The 15,714-nt window shown below is 39.6% G+C and carries 14 protein-coding genes; 6 read left to right on the top strand and 8 right to left on the bottom strand.

Annotated features, from left to right (window positions below; translation table 11 throughout):
- Positions 1-6: 6 nt before the first annotated feature.
- Together DUT68_RS06735 and dapF are read right to left on the bottom strand one after the other, a co-directional pair.
- Complete coding sequence (locus tag DUT68_RS06735; RefSeq protein ID WP_113636884.1) at positions 7-585, bottom strand: Crp/Fnr family transcriptional regulator; 579 nt, start codon at positions 583-585, stop codon at positions 7-9.
- 22 nt (positions 586-607) lie between these two features.
- Complete coding sequence (dapF, locus tag DUT68_RS06730; RefSeq protein ID WP_113636883.1) at positions 608-1,393, bottom strand: diaminopimelate epimerase; 786 nt, start codon at positions 1,391-1,393, stop codon at positions 608-610.
- Between the two features lie 180 nt (positions 1,394-1,573).
- On the opposite strand from dapF, the gene DUT68_RS06725 reads away from it, so the two are divergent.
- The gene (locus DUT68_RS06725) at positions 1,574-3,127 is read left to right on the top strand and encodes a trypsin-like peptidase domain-containing protein (RefSeq protein ID WP_237088274.1); all 1,554 of its coding nucleotides are present in this window, start codon (positions 1,574-1,576) and stop codon (positions 3,125-3,127) included.
- A 464-nt stretch (positions 3,128-3,591) separates the two neighbouring features.
- Here DUT68_RS06725 and DUT68_RS06720 read toward each other — a convergent pair whose 3' ends face one another.
- Positions 3,592-4,332, bottom strand: a complete 741-nt coding sequence (locus tag DUT68_RS06720; RefSeq protein ID WP_113637062.1) for a DUF4197 domain-containing protein — start codon at positions 4,330-4,332, stop codon at positions 3,592-3,594.
- A gap of 29 nt (positions 4,333-4,361) precedes the next feature.
- The gene (locus tag DUT68_RS06715) at positions 4,362-6,266 is read right to left on the bottom strand and encodes a vWA domain-containing protein (protein WP_113636881.1); all 1,905 of its coding nucleotides are present in this window, start codon (positions 6,264-6,266) and stop codon (positions 4,362-4,364) included.
- Positions 6,267-6,441: 175 nt separating this feature from the next.
- Here DUT68_RS06715 and DUT68_RS06710 point away from each other — a divergent pair, with 175 nt between their 5' ends.
- From DUT68_RS06710 to DUT68_RS06700, 3 genes are read left to right on the top strand one after another with little or no spacing between them, the layout of a single operon-like run.
- Complete coding sequence (locus tag DUT68_RS06710) at positions 6,442-7,044, top strand: RNA polymerase sigma factor (protein WP_370738853.1); 603 nt, start codon at positions 6,442-6,444, stop codon at positions 7,042-7,044.
- A complete protein-coding gene (locus DUT68_RS06705; RefSeq protein WP_157960789.1) occupies positions 7,022-8,293 on the top strand; it encodes a carboxypeptidase-like regulatory domain-containing protein in 1,272 nt (423 codons plus the stop codon). Before DUT68_RS06710 ends, DUT68_RS06705 begins: the two co-directional genes overlap by 23 nt.
- 2 nt (positions 8,294-8,295) lie before the next feature.
- Positions 8,296-8,907: an FMN-binding negative transcriptional regulator gene (locus DUT68_RS06700; RefSeq protein ID WP_113636877.1), complete on the top strand. Its 612-nt coding sequence runs from the start codon at positions 8,296-8,298 to the stop codon at positions 8,905-8,907.
- Between the two features lie 114 nt (positions 8,908-9,021).
- Here DUT68_RS06700 and DUT68_RS06695 read toward each other — a convergent pair whose 3' ends face one another.
- Positions 9,022-10,449 (bottom strand): L-serine ammonia-lyase, encoded by a 1,428-nt coding sequence (locus DUT68_RS06695; protein ID WP_113636875.1) that lies wholly within the window; start codon positions 10,447-10,449, stop codon positions 9,022-9,024.
- Between the two features lie 126 nt (positions 10,450-10,575).
- On the opposite strand from DUT68_RS06695, the gene DUT68_RS06690 reads away from it, so the two are divergent.
- A complete protein-coding gene (locus DUT68_RS06690; RefSeq protein WP_113636873.1) occupies positions 10,576-11,601 on the top strand; it encodes a hypothetical protein in 1,026 nt (341 codons plus the stop codon).
- 5 nt (positions 11,602-11,606) lie between these two features.
- Complete coding sequence (locus tag DUT68_RS06685) at positions 11,607-12,131, top strand: RDD family protein (protein ID WP_113636871.1); 525 nt, start codon at positions 11,607-11,609, stop codon at positions 12,129-12,131.
- Here the strand turns inward: DUT68_RS06685 and DUT68_RS06680 are convergent.
- The 3 genes from DUT68_RS06680 to DUT68_RS06670 form a co-directional block, all read right to left on the bottom strand.
- Positions 12,128-12,787, bottom strand: coding sequence for an MgtC/SapB family protein (locus DUT68_RS06680; protein ID WP_113636870.1), 660 nt, complete (start codon positions 12,785-12,787; stop codon positions 12,128-12,130). The two genes, DUT68_RS06685 and DUT68_RS06680, sit on opposite strands and share 4 nt — an antisense overlap.
- A 526-nt stretch (positions 12,788-13,313) precedes the next feature.
- The gene (groL, locus tag DUT68_RS06675) at positions 13,314-14,954 is read right to left on the bottom strand and encodes a chaperonin GroEL (protein ID WP_113636868.1); all 1,641 of its coding nucleotides are present in this window, start codon (positions 14,952-14,954) and stop codon (positions 13,314-13,316) included.
- 77 nt (positions 14,955-15,031) lie between these two features.
- Positions 15,032-15,310 carry a co-chaperone GroES gene (locus DUT68_RS06670; RefSeq protein WP_113636866.1) on the bottom strand — a complete coding sequence of 93 codons (279 nt, stop codon included), beginning with the start codon at positions 15,308-15,310 and terminating at the stop codon, positions 15,032-15,034.
- Positions 15,311-15,714 lie beyond the last annotated feature (404 nt).

The raw sequence follows: 15,714 nt of genomic DNA, 5'->3' as shown, positions 1-15,714 counted from the left end.
TGAGCGTCAGTTCTTTTTTTCAAAAATCCTTGCCCTTATTCTACTTAGAGATTGAGGCTTAATGCCTAAATAACTTGCCAATTGATGTTGTGGAACCCGCTGAATAAGATCAGGTCTATTCTTAATGAGGTTGAGATACCGCTGTTCTGGTGACGAAGTTTTAAACTCATCAAAGTCTACTCTTTCTTTCGCCAATAGCTCTTCGGATAAAATCCTACACATGGTATCAAACTTCGGAAATTTGCTGTTGATCTCCATTCCAACATCAGCATCCGAAATCAAGATGATACTATCTTCAACACAGCTGATAAAATAATCAGACGGCGTATGATTGGTAACGCAGTGAGGGGTTAAGGCATCCAGTTCTGTGTAAAAAGCAGTTGTTTTCTCTTCCCCGTCTATGATGTAGTAGGTTCTGATACATCCTTTTAATACAAAGTAGCTATCCCTTGATTTTTGGCCTTCCTTCAATAGGATTGTCCCCTTTTTAACGGAATGAAATAGATTTAAAGATAGGATAGCATTCTTTTCATCTTCATTAATTGAAATGTATTTTGATATGAAATTAAACAATATTTCTTCCATTGTTCCAGTGGCTTAGCTTGTACTATAAATTGATTTCGCCTTCAAAAACTTTCTCTGCCGGGCCGCATAAAAACACCTCGGTAAACTTTTGACCATCGTAACTAAAGTTAATTTCCAAATTGCCGCCCAGTACTGTAACGGGCGTTACCACTTGGCCAATTTGATTTTGCTTTTTTGCCATAGCCATTGCTACGGCTGTTACTCCAGTACCACAAGCATAGGTTTCATCTTCCACACCACGTTCAAAAGTTCTTACAAACAAATGTGAAGGTTTACGCTCTACAAAGTTGACGTTAATGCCTTCCGTTTTATAAGTCTCATTGTTTCTAATCTGGTAGCCCGCCTCGTAAACATCTAAGCTTTCTAAGCCGCTTACCTCTTGTACATAATGTGGCGAGCCGGTATTGATCACAAAAGCATCACCATCTGTATGGATGGTTTCTACATCAATCATTTGAAGCTCAACCCAATTACCTTCCGCTGAAATTTTGGCATAATGAGGACCATCTACTGCCAAAAAATTAGTTTCGGTGTCAAAAATTCCTAGATGTTTCGCAAAAGCAACAATACATCTTCCACCATTGCCGCACATGCTGCCTACATTACCATCCGAGTTGTGATAAACCATCTCAAAATCATAATCTTCGCTATCCAATAAAAACATCAAACCATCGGCGCCAATGCCAAATCTGCGGTCGCAAAGTTGCGCTACTAATTTGGTATCAATGTTTTTTAAAGTGCTTTCTCTATGGTCAATCAATATAAAATCGTTGCCTGCGCCTTGGTATTTGTAAAATTTGATATTCATGAATGATGAAAGATTAGTTTTGGTAATTTTAAGCTTAGAAAATGAAAGAAAATCTTAATCAGCTACTTTAACATTTTTTAACACGTAATCAGACCTTATTATGATACAAATATCGTTCATATGGTATTAAATTTGACTAAACAACAGTAAAAAAGATTTCAATTTAAAAAATAACATACAATGGAAATTAAAAAAATAGGATTAATTGCTTTGGCTGCCTCTTTCATAGGTGGTGCAGCCGCAATTGGCGCCTATAAATTAATAGAGCGCCCAAATGATAGCTTTACATTGGCCGACAGACAGAAGACCATGTTTGCTAGTAACGTATCAGGCATTTCATCTGCTGGAGCACCTGATTTTGTGCAAGCTGCGGCGGCTGTTTCGCCTGCGGTGGTACACATTAAAACTACTTACCAAGGTAAATCAAGCAGGGATAGTGGCATGCCAGATATGTTTGAGCAATTTTTTGGCTTTGGCGGAGGTATGCAACGCGGCCCTCGTCAACCACAAGCGGCATCTGGTTCGGGGGTAATTTTAACACCAGATGGCTATATCGTTACCAATAACCACGTGGTAGATAATGCCGATAAAATCGAAGTAATCTTATCTAACCGTCGTAAAGCAACTGCCAAAGTAATAGGTAAAGATCCAAATACCGATTTAGCTTTAATTAAGGTAGATGTGGACAACTTGCCTTACGTTAAAATGGGTAACTCAGATAACGTTCAAGTAGGCGAGTGGGTGTTGGCTGTAGGTTTTCCTCTGGATTTGCAAACTACCGTAACAGCAGGTATTGTAAGTGCTAAAGCTCGTAACATTGGTATTTTAAACCGCGACAACGGGATGATGACTGAAGAAGAATACGATGAATATAGAAGGACTGGTAAGCAGCCGTCAAGAACGAATAACTCTATTGAGTCTTTCATTCAAACTGATGCGGCTATCAATCCGGGAAATAGCGGTGGTGCCTTGGTTAACGCTAATGGCGAATTAGTTGGTATCAATGCTGCTATTGCATCACAAAGTGGAAGAAACGAAGGTTATGGTTTCGCTATTCCAATCAACTTGGCTAAAAAAGTATTGGAAGATTTCAAGAAATTTGGTTCGGTTAAACGTGGTTTCATTGGCGTAACTTTCACTGCCTTAGATGCTGATGTAGCTGAAGAGTTAAAGATTAAAGAAAATACTGGTTTATATGTTAGAGATGTATTGCCTGGTGGTGCTGCAGCAGCGGCCGGAATCAAAGAAGGTGATATCATTAAAAAGGTAGAAGGTATTTCTATTTACGATTCTCCAGATTTACAAGAGCGTATTGGTCGTATGAGTCCTGGTGATAAAGTAGCATTAACAGTACTTAAAGCTGATGGTTCTACAAAAAATATCAATGTGACTTTGAAAGGCGAAAGCTCAGTTGCCTTAGCTGCTAAAAGTGATAACAGTAAATCAACCGGCGCTAGCATCAGCAAATTAGGCGCAAGCTTTGCACCGGCCACTGCAGCTCAAAAAGCTAAATATGGAGTTAAAAATGGGGTAGTGGTAACTAACGTAGTTCCTGGCCAAATGTTCGATTATTGGGGCGTTAAAAAAGGTCTGATCATTACTAAAATTAATGGTACAGATGTAAACAGCGCTGCAGATATCGAAAAAGCATTGCCAACTTCAAGGGATGGAAGAACTACCATTGCCGGCGTAAGTGACGAAGGTGCGTTTACTTTCTCGTTCAACGGAAATTAATTACAACATATAGATGATGCTATTAGAGGGTACTCGTAAAGGGTATCCTCTTTTTTTTATATCGTTTTGTTTGTTGTCACGATGATTTATCGAAGCATATACTGAATACTGTTAAGCCCTTGATAGGCTCAGGATAACGCAGGCCTCTACGTGATTTTATTCGCGTTCTTTGCGTGAGTCTTTTATCCTTTGCGGTTAATTTTTAAGCAAAGATTTTTTCAGAATTCACAAAGAGGATGACCTTTCAAATAGTTACATATATAGCCTATAAAAAAAAGCACCCAAAATATTGGATGCTTTTAGATAGGAACTAACCTATTTATGCTGTGCCTGCCCTACGCGGATAGCCCACTCACAGGACTTTTTTTATCATCTTAAAACGCTTACTGTTTTATGATAACAAGCTAGCAAAAAATTGGTTTTATTACTTTAAAATTTTATTAACAAATCCACAAGTTTGTGAATTATTTCTTTTTATCGGCGTAGCCAAACACTTTTTGTAATAAGCTAGTAGAACGAGCGCTAAGGTTGTCCCTAATTTTTAGTTCTTCCTGAGCCACTTGTAAAAACATTCCGTCAATTGCTTTTTCTGCTACATATTGGGTTAAATTGGTATTTACAGGTTTTACTAAAGGCAGCTTATTGTATGCTGCGGCTGCATCAGTCCAATACCTAGTTGCACCCACTTTGCTTAAGCTGTTGGCAATTACCGGCGAAAATTTTTCCATTAACTGCGCTGTAGTTACCCTTTTGAAATATTGCGTTGCAGCATCTTTATTTCCCAAAAGGATGTTAGTAGCATCAGCTATGGTCATTTGTTTGATAGCATTTACAAAAATAGGTTTTGCTTCTTTGGCAGCATCTTCTGCGGCACGGTTCAAGCTTAAAATTACATTATCAGCTAATGAGTTTAAGCCCACGCTACGTAAAGTTTTCTCCACCTTTTGTGCTTCAGTTGGGAATAAAATTTTAACCGCCATGTTGCCAAAAAATCCATCCTTTGCTGATAAACGATCTGCTCCTGCTGAAGTGCCAATTTCCAAAGCCTGTTTTAAGCCATTGCTAATTTCTAAACTGGTTGGTGTTCCAGTGGCTCCTGTGGCCACTTGCCCTAAAATATTGCCTAATTTACTTTGGCTTTGCGCATCGCAACCGCTAAAACAAAAGCAAGTTGCTGCCGCTAAAAATAACGCTGTTTTTCTCATCAAGTATGGTAATTTGCTGATGGGCAAGGTTATTTTCCCTCGCCCGTGTTAGCAAAATTACGCAAATCTTTTGCCAAAAGCTTGGCTGATTTAGCTATTTTAACATATTCAGCTCTGTAGCCTTCCTTGTCGGTACCTTTTGCACTTTCAGCTAAAGCAATTGCGGTATCAAAGTTGCCTTGCTGTACAAACTCTGATTGGCGTAACAACATACCCAACATGGCTACCGACGCAGAAAATTTGAAATTGTCGGAAGCTTGTTGAAGCAAGTTGCCACCATTGTCAACTACAGCTTTTTGCAGCAGCTTACTTTTGTCGCCATCAGGTTGTTTGTATCGCATTTTAACATTTAAAAGTTCGTTGCCAGTGTTGTTTGAAGATGATGAGGTTTTTTGGTATTTGAGCGCATCAACACTTTTTAGGAACTTACTTTCTACACCTACTGGAATAATTTCATAAAGTGCCGTTACAGTATGTCCAGCGCCCATTTCTCCTGCATCCTTTAGGTCGTCGTTAAAATCTTCATTGTTTAATAATCTGTTTTCATAGCCAATTAAGCGGTAGGCTTGTACTTTGCTAGGGTTAAATTCTACTTGTAGTTTAACATCTTTAGCAACGGTAAATAATGTACCGCCAAATTCATTGATCAACACTTTTCTAGCTTCGTTGATATCGTCAATGTAGGCATAGTTACCATTGCCCTTATCCGCTAAAACTTCCATTTTACTATCTTTATAATTCCCCATGCCAAACCCTAAAACGGTTAAATACACGCCGCTTTTTCGTTTTTCCTCTATTAAAGTTTGCATGTCGGTATCGCTGCTTGCGCCTACATTAAAATCGCCATCGGTAGCAAGTATAATGCGGTTGTTGCCTCCTTTAATGAAGTTGTCGGTTGCTACTTTGTAGGCCAATTTAATCCCTGCACCACCAGCAGTTGATCCACCTGCGCTAAGCTTACTTAAAGCCTCCTTAATTGCCTGTTTGTTATCGCCTGATGTACTAGGCAAAACCAAGCCTGAGTTGCCAGCATAAACTACGATGGCAACTTTATCCTGGTCGCGTAAATTATCGGTAAGTAAACGTAGGGAACTAATTAGCAATGGCAGTTTGTTTGGCGCCTCCATTGATCCCGAAACATCAATTAAAAACACCAAATTAGACGAGGGTAACTTTTCGGTAGGAATGTTTTTTGCCTTTAACCCAATTTGAACTAAACGATGTGCTTTATTCCATGGTGCGGCGCTAATTTCTGTGACAATGTTTACAGGGTCATTACCTTTTGGCTGTTCATAGTTATAATCAAAATAATTGATTAGCTCTTCTATACGTACAGCATCTTTAGGAGGCAGATTTCCGCCGTTAATATATCTACGTACATTGCTGTAAGATGCCGCATCTACATCAATTGAGAAGGTGGATAGCGGATGGTCCGTTGCCCGCTTGAAATTGTTTTCCGAGATTTTTGCATAACTCTCGTTGTTTACATCGTTCATTACTTGTAAGCCTGCTACACGGCCATTTAAGTAACTGGCGGCAGCGCCAGGCGACCCAGCTATTAAATGTTGAGAAGCAGAAGTAGTGACAATTTTTCTTTGCGTCCCGTAGCCTACAACTGAAATCTCCGCTAAGGCTTTTACGTCGTCTGCTAAGCTGAAATTAATTACGTCAGCTTTTTTAATGGCTGCTTTTTGAGTTTGAAAGCCTAAAAAGCTTACCTCTATGTGAGTATCAGTAATGGGTATTTTGATACTGTATTTTCCATTAGCATCTGTTTTGGCGGTAGTTTTACTTGGCAAACTTCTGATGTCGGCAGCTGGTAATGCCAGGCCATCACTTGAGCTGATAACTTTGCCAGTAATTTGACGTGTTGGCGTACCACTATAGCCCAAAAAGAAGAGTAGCAATACTATTGGAGTAAGTAAAAGTTTCATATCGTTAAAGGTTTTTTTTTAAATGAATTGATGATGGAATAAGAATTGATTCGTCAACCAAAACAATCCCAACTTGATTAATCCGTTTAAGGCTTAGATGTAGCTATCCACAATTTTCCATACCCATCTCAAAAAATATTTTTATACTTGGAAATAAATTAGGAATCCGAATACATTGAGATTTATAAAAAATACCTCTAAAAATGGAGATCGAGAACGTGTTGAACGCATGGAGCAGGACGATCTTTCCTTAGTTGCGGCTTATCAAAAAAGCGGCGATTTAGAAGTATTAGGGGCACTTTACAACAGGTATATGCATTTGGTTTTTGGGGTATGCTTTAATTATTTGAAGGATGAAGAGCAAAGTAAGGATGCAGTAATGCAAATTTTTGAAGAACTGGTTACTAAATTGAGGGTACATCAAGTTCAGAATTTCAAAAGTTGGCTCCATGTGCTTACCCGTAATCATTGCCTCATGGCTTTACGCAAGTCTAGCAAAAACCCTACGGTAACAATTGATGAAAATTTTGTGGAAAATGATGAGTTTGTGCATCTTGATATCGACAACACAAAGGAAACTCAGTTAACCATCATGGAAAAGTGCATGGAAACCCTTTCGGAAGAACAAAGAAAAAGTGTAGATTTATTTTATCTTCAAGAAAAATGCTATAAAGAAGTTGCCGAAATTACGGGTTACGATATGCTCAAAGTTAAAAGCTACATCCAAAATGGAAAACGCAATTTGAAAATTTGTATTGAAAAGAACAGTGGGCAATAATGATTGGTTAGATATTGATGTGTTAGACGACTACCTGGAAGGCAGGTTGGATGCTAGCACAATGCATAAGGTGGAACGCGTTTCGCTCGAAGACCCTTTTGTGGCCCAAGCTTTAGCAGGTTTAACGGAAGCTAAAAAGCGTACCCAATCCTTATCGTTTTTGCAAAAACAACTGCAAGAACGAGTGGCGGAGAAGCCTGTTGAGCGAAAAAGATGGCAACTCACCTCTCATCGCCTTAGCATTGCGGCAACTGCTGCGGTACTTTTTATTACCGTTGGCGTATTGTTTATGATGCGTGAAAGCAATAGACGCGAACAAGAGCAATTAGCAGCTGCAAAACGTGCTAAAGGAATAGAAGTAAACCTTGAACCAAAAGTAGCCGCTGCAGCGCCAGTAGATACGCTAGCCAATACGGGAAATGCAAATAAGGTGTTGGATAAAAAGGTAACACAAGCTTTAGGTAACGTGCTAGCCAAGAGAAATAATATGGTTGCTAAAAATAACTCAGCTGATAAAGCAAGCTATTTTGACTCTACATCTCTTGAACAAAGAACAACAAGTGCAGCCTTAAAGAAGAGTACTTTTACGCAGCAAACCATGATAGGCGTTCCTACAGTAGCACCGGTATCGCCGGTACAAGCCTTGGACGGTAGAGTGAGCGGCATTCAGGCTAAAACAGATCCTAACTTGAAATCACTTAAAGGTACGGTATATGATGTCTACGGACGGCCAATTTCTGGTGCTGATGTGAAAATGGTGGGAGACGACATCAGGGCAATTACCAACAGGAGTGGCGAATTTACCTTGCCTGTTGGAAAGGATTTATCAGAGAAAGTTACTATAGAAGTGGCATCATTAGGCTTCGCAAGAAAAAATATTGAAGCTAAAGTAAACGAGCCGCTAAAAGTGAGTCTGGATGAAGATGCACACGTGTTGAGAGAAGTGGTAGCTGTTAGTGATTCGGAAAAATCAAAGAAAGCCGTTAAAAATGCATTTGGCGCCCCAAAAATTGGTTGGAAAGCTTACGAGGAATATCTCCGAAAGGAAAACAAATTATTTACAACTGGTTCGCAAATAGTAGTGCTAAGCTTCAGTATTTCGGCTGATGGTAGTCCTGTTGATATTAAAGTAGACAATTCTGTGGGTAAACTACAGGATGAGGAAGCCATACGCTTACTTACAAGTGGCAGTAAATGGTCTCCTTCCAGCGTAACTGACTATAGGGGCGTACTGAGCGTTAAATTCTAAAAATGTATAAAGTTGGTAGTTTCTTAGAAAAGGATAACGATAAGTTGTTAGCCTTTATGCAGGCGCATTCCTTTGCCGTAGTAATTGGTGCAAATGAAAATGTTCCTGCTGCCACACAAGTTCCGCTGCAAATCAAAGTAATAGACGGTGAAATCAAGTTGCTTGGGCACATTATGCGCAAAACTGATCATCACGAAGCGTTTTTAGCTAACGAAAATGTGTTGGTGCTGTTTCATGGCGCACACGCTTATGTAAGTGCTGCAGTGTATGAAAATCCTGCGTCTGCATCCACTTGGAACTACAGTTCGGTACAGGCGGTGGGTAAAATTAAACTGCTTTCTTCCGAAGAAACGAGATTGGCAATTGAGGCGCTTACCAATCAATACGAGGGCAAGGATAGCCCAGCTGCATTTCATCATTTAGCGGATGATTATGTTGAAAAACATTTAAAGGCAATAGCAGGATTTGAAATTGTCGTTACTAGCTTGGATGGTATATTTAAGCTCAGCCAAAATCATCCAAAGGTTAACAGGGAAAACATTGTAAAGGAGCTTTCGCAAAGCGATGATTTGCAAGCACAGGAAGTGGCCCGTCAAATGACAGAAAATGGCTAAGTTGTTTTATTATTAAAGTTGTTGGTGTGGTTGTGGTAAGGTTTTCAACTGATTTCTTCTACACCTATTTGCTGGCCAAGAGATCATATTTTTACTTTCCACTTTTCACCTAAACTAACATTCTGGCAAGCTAATTGGCACTTTGGTAGCCAAGCCTCCATCAGAGGTTTCTTTGTACTTAGCATTCATGTCTAATGCAGTTTCCCACATGGTATTTACTACGGCATCCAAACTCACTTTAGCTTTATCTGGGTTACTTTGTAGTGCTAACTGACTGGCGGTAATGGCTTTTATAGCACCCATGGTATTGCGTTCTATGCAAGGAATTTGCACCAATCCGCCAATAGGATCGCAGGTTAAGCCTAAATGGTGTTCCATGGCTATTTCAGCGGCCATAAGCACTTGGCGTTGTGAACCACCCAAGCACTCCGTTAAAGCTGCTGCGGCCATTGCTGATGATACGCCAATTTCTGCTTGGCAGCCGCCCATTGCGGCAGATATGGTAGCGCCTTTCTTGAAAATACTTCCTATTTCACTAGCACAGGCAATAAACTGAATAATTTTATCTTCTGTATAGCCGTCACAAAAAGTGATGAAGTATTGCAGCACCGCAGGAATAACGCCTGCAGCACCATTGGTAGGCGCAGTTACCACACGACCAAAAGCAGCATTTTCCTCGTTCACGGCCAATGCAAAGCAGCTTACCCAGTCTAAAATGTAGTTAAAGCCCATCCCTCCATTTCTAATGGCAACAATCCAACTATCGTAGTCGGTGTAGGTTTGCTCACCAATTAAACGCTGATTTAATTTGGCAGCTCTCCTGGCAACTTCTAAGCCACCGGGTAAAAAGCCAGAAGTGTGACAACCTCTAAAAATACAATCTCTAATCACATTAAAGTGCTGTAAAATGCCCTTTTTAGTTTCTGCCTCTGTACGCCAAGAGGCCTCATTTTCCATTACAATTTCGCTCACTTTAAGGCCCGTGGTTAGGCACCAATGTAAAAGTTCGCTTGCTTTTTCAATTGGAAAAGGGAGTTCAACCTGCTCTTTTTCGCTACTGTCCTGCCCTTCCTTCACAACAAATCCGCCACCAATGCTGTAATATGTTTCCGAAATGGCTTTGCCAGTAGATAAAAATGCTTGAAAAGTTACCGCATTTGGGTGAAATGGCAGGCTTTCTGCGAATAGGAATATCAAATCATCCTGATAAGAAAAAGCAATTTTCATTTGACCAGCAAGTAGCAATTGCTGAGTTTCTTTGATTGCTGCAACAGTACTATCGATGGCATTCACATCAAACGTAACGGGATCGCCACCGGCCAAGCCCAACAAAATGGCAATATCAGTACCGTGTCCCTTACCGGTTTTGGCCAAGGAGCCATACAACAGTATTTTTACCTGTACTACATCAGCTAGTAAGCCTTGCGAAGCCAAGCTTTTAGTAAACTGCTGTGCTGCCCTCCAAGGGCCAAGCGTATGTGAACTAGATGGGCCAATGCCTATCTTAAAAATGTCGAAAACTGATATCTGCTCGTTGGACATGGTACAAAGCTACAATTGTTTTGTGATTTGTTTGAAATGGGCTTATGCTTTTATTCAAATGGAAATTATTAGGGCAAATTTTGATAATTCTTATATTTTATTAATTTTATACTACCAAATATCCTAATGAAAACAACGCTATTATCAATCTTCTTCTGTTTTTCGTATTTCTTTACTCGAGGACAAGAAACGCAAGTACTTTATTTTGATCGTAACGATAGGCAAGTAAATGGTATTCATGATGCCTTTATAATTCGCGAAATCAAAAAAACTGGCGCAGAAATTTTTTCTTTTAGTGATTTCTATACATCTAATAAGAAATTGAAACTAACTGGATCGGGTTATTTTTTCAATAATAGGATTATATACCATGGAGATTTTAAAGTTTACAATGAAAATAGCGTAAAAGTTCAGGAGTTTAGTTTTGAATACGGAAAAAGTAAAGGCTTAATAACGGAATACTTCAATAATGGAATTTTATTTCGAAAATCGGAAAAGATAAGTGTTGGAGAGGGCTATGATTTTGACAGGGCAGGAGGCGATGTAAACGAGCTACCAAATTTCGGACATGATTTATTTAAGCTAAATTATTTGGCAGATAGTACAGGTAAAACGTTGATAGAGAATGGCAAAGGATATTTAATTGAGCGTTTAAATTATTTGGGAGAATATTATACCGAAGAAGGAAATTATGTTGATGGTTTTAAAGATGGTGTTTGGAAGGGTAAAAATTCCTCGGGTACAAAATTATACCTGGAGCACTATAAGAAAGGTATTTTAAAGCGTGGAGAGTTAATGACGGCGGGTAAGAAAATCAGTTATTCGAAATTGTTTACTGCACCAAATTATAAATATACCAACAACCACATCGCCGATCTTTATTTGATGGACACTCAATTTTACAAAAAGTATGTGCCAACAATTAAGAAATATGACTTTGGTGATAGTCGGATTTTAGTTCATTTGACGATTAATGAAAATGGAAATGTAGCTAGCGTAGTTTTTGATTACGCTTTTACCAATCAGCAAGTTAAAAGCGACTTAACAGAGGCGCTAATGAATATGCCAAAATGGAAACCCGCAACGCTACGCGGTCAAAATGTTAAAGCAAAATACAGCTGTACTTTGCCTTTCTTTAAAATAATGGAATAGAAAATATGGTACAAATAAAAGACTTAGAAGAAATTGATTTAGAATATTGCAGAGCTAATACCAACAAGAGGTTGGTTAATTATTTAATTGATTTAGTTGCATTCTATGTAATTATGTTTTTTCTCGGCTTCTTGTTAGAGATTGCATTTCCGGGAGCAATTCCCTACAACGATATCAACCCCGTGTTGGATCGTGTTGTCTCTTTGCTTTTATATGCAGTTATAATGTTTACCATTGAGGCGGCTTTTCAAGGTAAATCGTTGGGTAAACTAATTACCGGTACTAGGGCTATTAATGTACATGGGGCACCACCAACATTTATACAATTGTTAACTAGAAATTTCGTGAGAGCAGTACCTTTTAACGCATTAAGTGCTTTTGGCCAGCCCTGCGTACCTTGGCACGATAGGTGGTCGGATACTTATGTGATTGATGAAAAACTTTTAGCCTTGCAGCAGCGCAAAGACGTATTTTTCAAAGAGCTGCGAGAAGAGAAGACTGCTGTTACAAGCGAAGACGAAAATTCTTAAAAATCAAACTCGATAATGCTCTGGTCACGGAGCATCGTTTCTACAAATTCGTGGTGTTTGGCCGGACTACCAATCGCATCCCAAGTGCCGGTGATGATGCCGTTAGCCAGCTGGTGTTTGCCACGGGTTGGCTTTAACTTATGCTGCTTAAAAATCAATTCGTAGTTGTCCAAATCCTTGTTTTGGTATTTTTTTACAATGCGGTAGGTACGTCTGGTGAAGCGGCGATCGGCAATGTTTTCCACGTAAGGAAAGATTAATAAAGAAAGCAAAACTACCGCAGTTACGCCAACCGCTTGGATGAAATAGCCTGAGCCAACTGCCATGCCAATAGCGGCAACAATCCAAATTACGCAGGCGGTGGTTAGTCCTTTCACCCGGCTTTCTTCCTTAAAGATGACACCAGCACCTAAAAAGCCTATGCCCGTTACAATGTTAGATGCAATACGATCGTGACTGCCATCGGCAATTTTTACCGATAAAACAGTGAACAAAGCTGAACCGAGGCCAATCATGATCATGGTTTTTAAACCTGCAGATTTGCTCCGATATTCCCGTTCAGCACCAATTAAGCCGCAAAGTAAAATGGCCAGCAAAAACTTGTTTACCTCTGTGATGGTAAGGAATTGATTTCTATCGCCTAAAATTTCCCACATGAGTTAAAAGTAGAAAGTAAAAAGTGAAAAGCGAAAAGTTTTTTAGTCCGCAAGTCAGGAAGTTGGGTAAGTTGGAAAGTTGAGAAGTCCGTAAGTCAGAAAGCAGAAAGTCGGATACGGACAAGGGGCATGGAACATGACAAAGAATTGGATGCGAGGCTGACTTTGTTAACTAGCCCAAATTGAAGCGGAAATACGTTTTGTTTTCCAGTCTGTTGGTTTCAGTGCCAGGCTGAGTTTATCGAAGCATCTGTTGCCAATGGACCTCCTTCCACAGGCTCAGGATAACAGTGCACAACAAAAAGATTGTGGCGAAAAACTCCCGAAGTAAATTCGAGATTTTCGGGAGACAGGAGTAGCTGATGGGCGCTTCAAAATATGAAAGCTATCTTTAAAAAACTTAGTGTAAAATAGATTTCCCCTAACGTCTGAATGACAGGGTGTAAAAGAAAAAATCCCTCAAAACTTTCGTCTTGAGGGATTTTGCTATTTAAAGTCTCCCCTTTGGGGAGGTTTAGAGGGGCTTCTACATCATGCCGCCCATACCGCCGCCCATTGGAGGGTGTGAGTGAGCACCAGCGCCAGCCTCTTCAGGCTCATCAGCTAATACCACTTCGGTAGTTAACAGCATTGCTGCAATTGATGCAGCGTTTTCCAAAGCAACACGAGATACTTTAGTTGGGTCAATTACACCTGCACTAATTAAGTTTTCGTAAACATCAGTGCGGGCATTGTAACCGAAATCAGCAGTACCTTCTTTTACTTTTTGTACTACAATTGAACCTTCGATACCTGCGTTTTCGCAAATTTGACGTAAAGGCTCTTCGATAGCACGACGAACAATTGCAATACCGGTAGTTTCGTCTTCATTATCACCTTTTAAATCAGTAATTGACGCTACAGCACGGATGAATGCTACACCACCACCAGCAACAATACCTTCTTCTACTGCTGCACGAGTAGCATGTAAAGCATCGTCAACGCGGTCTTTTTTCTCTTTCATTTCAACTTCCGAAGCAGCACCTACATAAAGTACAGCTACACCACCAGAAAGTTTAGCTAAGCGCTCTTGTAATTTTTCTTTATCGTAATCCGAAGTTGTCGTTTCAATTTGAGCTTTGATTTGACCTACGCGAGCTTTGATATCTTCAGTTTTACCAGAACCGTTGATTACTGTAGTGTTATCTTTATCAACTACTACTTTTTCAGCAGTACCTAAGTAAGAAAGGTCAGCGTTTTCAAGTTTGTAACCTCTTTCCTCAGAAATTACAGTACCGCCAGTTAAAATAGCGATGTCTTCCAACATTGCTTTTCTTCTATCGCCAAAACCTGGAGCTTTAACAGCAGCCACTTTCAGCGAGCCACGGATTTTGTTTACTACCAAAGTAGCTAAAGCTTCGCCATCTAAATCTTCAGCAATAATCAAAAGCGGTTTGCCAGTTTGTACAGTTTTTTCCAATACTGGCAACAATTCTTTCATGTTGCTGATTTTTTTGTCGTAGATCAAGATGAAAGGCGAATCTAATTCAGCTTCCATTTTATCTGCGTTAGTTACGAAGTATGGAGAAAGATAACCTCTATCGAATTGCATACCTTCCACAGTTTTTACTTCTGTTTCAGTACCTTTTGCTTCTTCCACAGTAATTACACCATCTTTACCTACTTTTTGCATTGCTTCTGCAATTAACGAACCAATTACTTCGTCGTTATTTGCTGAAATTGAAGCAACTTGCTTAATTTTATTGTTGTCTTCACCTACAGTTTGCGATTGAGTTCTCAAGTTCTCAACCACTGCAGCTACCGCTTTATCAATACCGCGTTTTAAATCCATTGGATTAGCTCCAGCAGCAACGTTTTTAATACCAGCAGTAACAATTGCCTGTGCTAAAACAGTAGCAGTAGTAGTACCATCACCTGCAATATCCGCAGTTTTGCTAGCTACTTCTTTTACCATTTGCGCACCCATGTTTTCAATTGGGTCTTTCAAATCAATTTCCTTAGCTACCGATACACCATCTTTAGTGATTGCTGGTGAGCCAAATTTTTTATCGATGATTACGTTACGTCCTTTTGGACCTAAAGTTACTTTTACTGCATTTGCTAAAGTATCCACACCTTTTTTAAGTGCGTCACGAGCTTCAACGTTATATCTTACTTGTTTTGCCATTTCTTTTATGAAATTTGATAATTTGACGATTGGATAATTAGCTTATTCACCAATTATCGCATCTGCTAATTTTAATGTTATCCTATTACCGCGTAAATATCACCTTCACGCATAATTAAATATTCTTTCCCTTCGTGTGACACCTCAGTACCAGCGAATTTGCCGTAAAGCACCACGTCACCAACTTTAACAGTCATTGGTTCATCTTTTTTACCAGCACCAACAGCAACTACAGTTCCTTGTTGAGGTTTTTCTTTAGCGGTATCAGGAATATAAATACCCGACGCTGTTTTTTCTTCGGCAGGAGCAGCTTCTACTACAATCCTGTCTCCAATTGGTTTTAAATTTAAAGCCATAACTCTAATAATATTATTGGTTTTATAAATGATTTAATTTTAACTGTTAAGGTTTTATCACTTTTTGTGCCAATAGAGTTGACTTGACAAATTTTCACCGTAATGTCAGTTAAGTAAAAAAAGCTGGATTTTTTGCGTGTCAGAGTGACAGAGTTGTTGTTGCCGATATGCCATGATGATGAAGCGCAAATCCTGGGTAGCTATGCCATTGTAGTCCCGCCATACATTACAAGTCCTCGGCTGCGCTACGCTAGCCTGTGGGCTTTCCATTGCTGTCGGGGCTATTTAGCAATGGCCTCTGAAAATAAAATCAAGGATGGCTAAATTCGACCGCCGTTTTTAAAGTGCTATAATGATCAAATCCAGAAATAGCTGTACAAAAAAAGCTCCTTAGCGGTTAACTA

The organism is Pedobacter zeaxanthinifaciens, from assembly GCF_003313335.1.
GTDB classification, from domain to species: Bacteria; Bacteroidota; Bacteroidia; order Sphingobacteriales; family Sphingobacteriaceae; genus Pedobacter; species Pedobacter zeaxanthinifaciens.
Note: the sequence above shows the minus strand (reverse complement) of the source record. Positions and strands in the feature narration are given on the sequence as shown.

What these genes read in the sequence shown, in the direction of transcription:
- DUT68_RS06695 (WP_113636875.1), bottom strand. Translation starts at nt 10,449, where the DNA reads ATGTCCAACGAGCAGATATCAGTTTTCGACATTTTTAAGATAGGCATT.
- DUT68_RS06685 (WP_113636871.1), top strand. Translation starts at nt 11,607, where the DNA reads ATGGTACAAATAAAAGACTTAGAAGAAATTGATTTAGAATATTGCAGA.
- DUT68_RS06715 (WP_113636881.1), bottom strand. Translation starts at nt 6,266, where the DNA reads ATGAAACTTTTACTTACTCCAATAGTATTGCTACTCTTCTTTTTGGGC.
- dapF (WP_113636883.1), bottom strand. Translation starts at nt 1,393, where the DNA reads ATGAATATCAAATTTTACAAATACCAAGGCGCAGGCAACGATTTTATA.
- groL (WP_113636868.1), bottom strand. Translation starts at nt 14,954, where the DNA reads ATGGCAAAACAAGTAAGATATAACGTTGAAGCTCGTGACGCACTTAAA.
- DUT68_RS06735 (WP_113636884.1), bottom strand. Translation starts at nt 585, where the DNA reads ATGGAAGAAATATTGTTTAATTTCATATCAAAATACATTTCAATTAAT.
- DUT68_RS06725 (WP_237088274.1), top strand. Translation starts at nt 1,574, where the DNA reads ATGGAAATTAAAAAAATAGGATTAATTGCTTTGGCTGCCTCTTTCATA.
- DUT68_RS06720 (WP_113637062.1), bottom strand. Translation starts at nt 4,332, where the DNA reads ATGAGAAAAACAGCGTTATTTTTAGCGGCAGCAACTTGCTTTTGTTTT.
- DUT68_RS06700 (WP_113636877.1), top strand. Translation starts at nt 8,296, where the DNA reads ATGTATAAAGTTGGTAGTTTCTTAGAAAAGGATAACGATAAGTTGTTA.
- DUT68_RS06680 (WP_113636870.1), bottom strand. Translation starts at nt 12,787, where the DNA reads ATGTGGGAAATTTTAGGCGATAGAAATCAATTCCTTACCATCACAGAG.
- DUT68_RS06670 (WP_113636866.1), bottom strand. Translation starts at nt 15,310, where the DNA reads ATGGCTTTAAATTTAAAACCAATTGGAGACAGGATTGTAGTAGAAGCT.
- DUT68_RS06690 (WP_113636873.1), top strand. Translation starts at nt 10,576, where the DNA reads ATGAAAACAACGCTATTATCAATCTTCTTCTGTTTTTCGTATTTCTTT.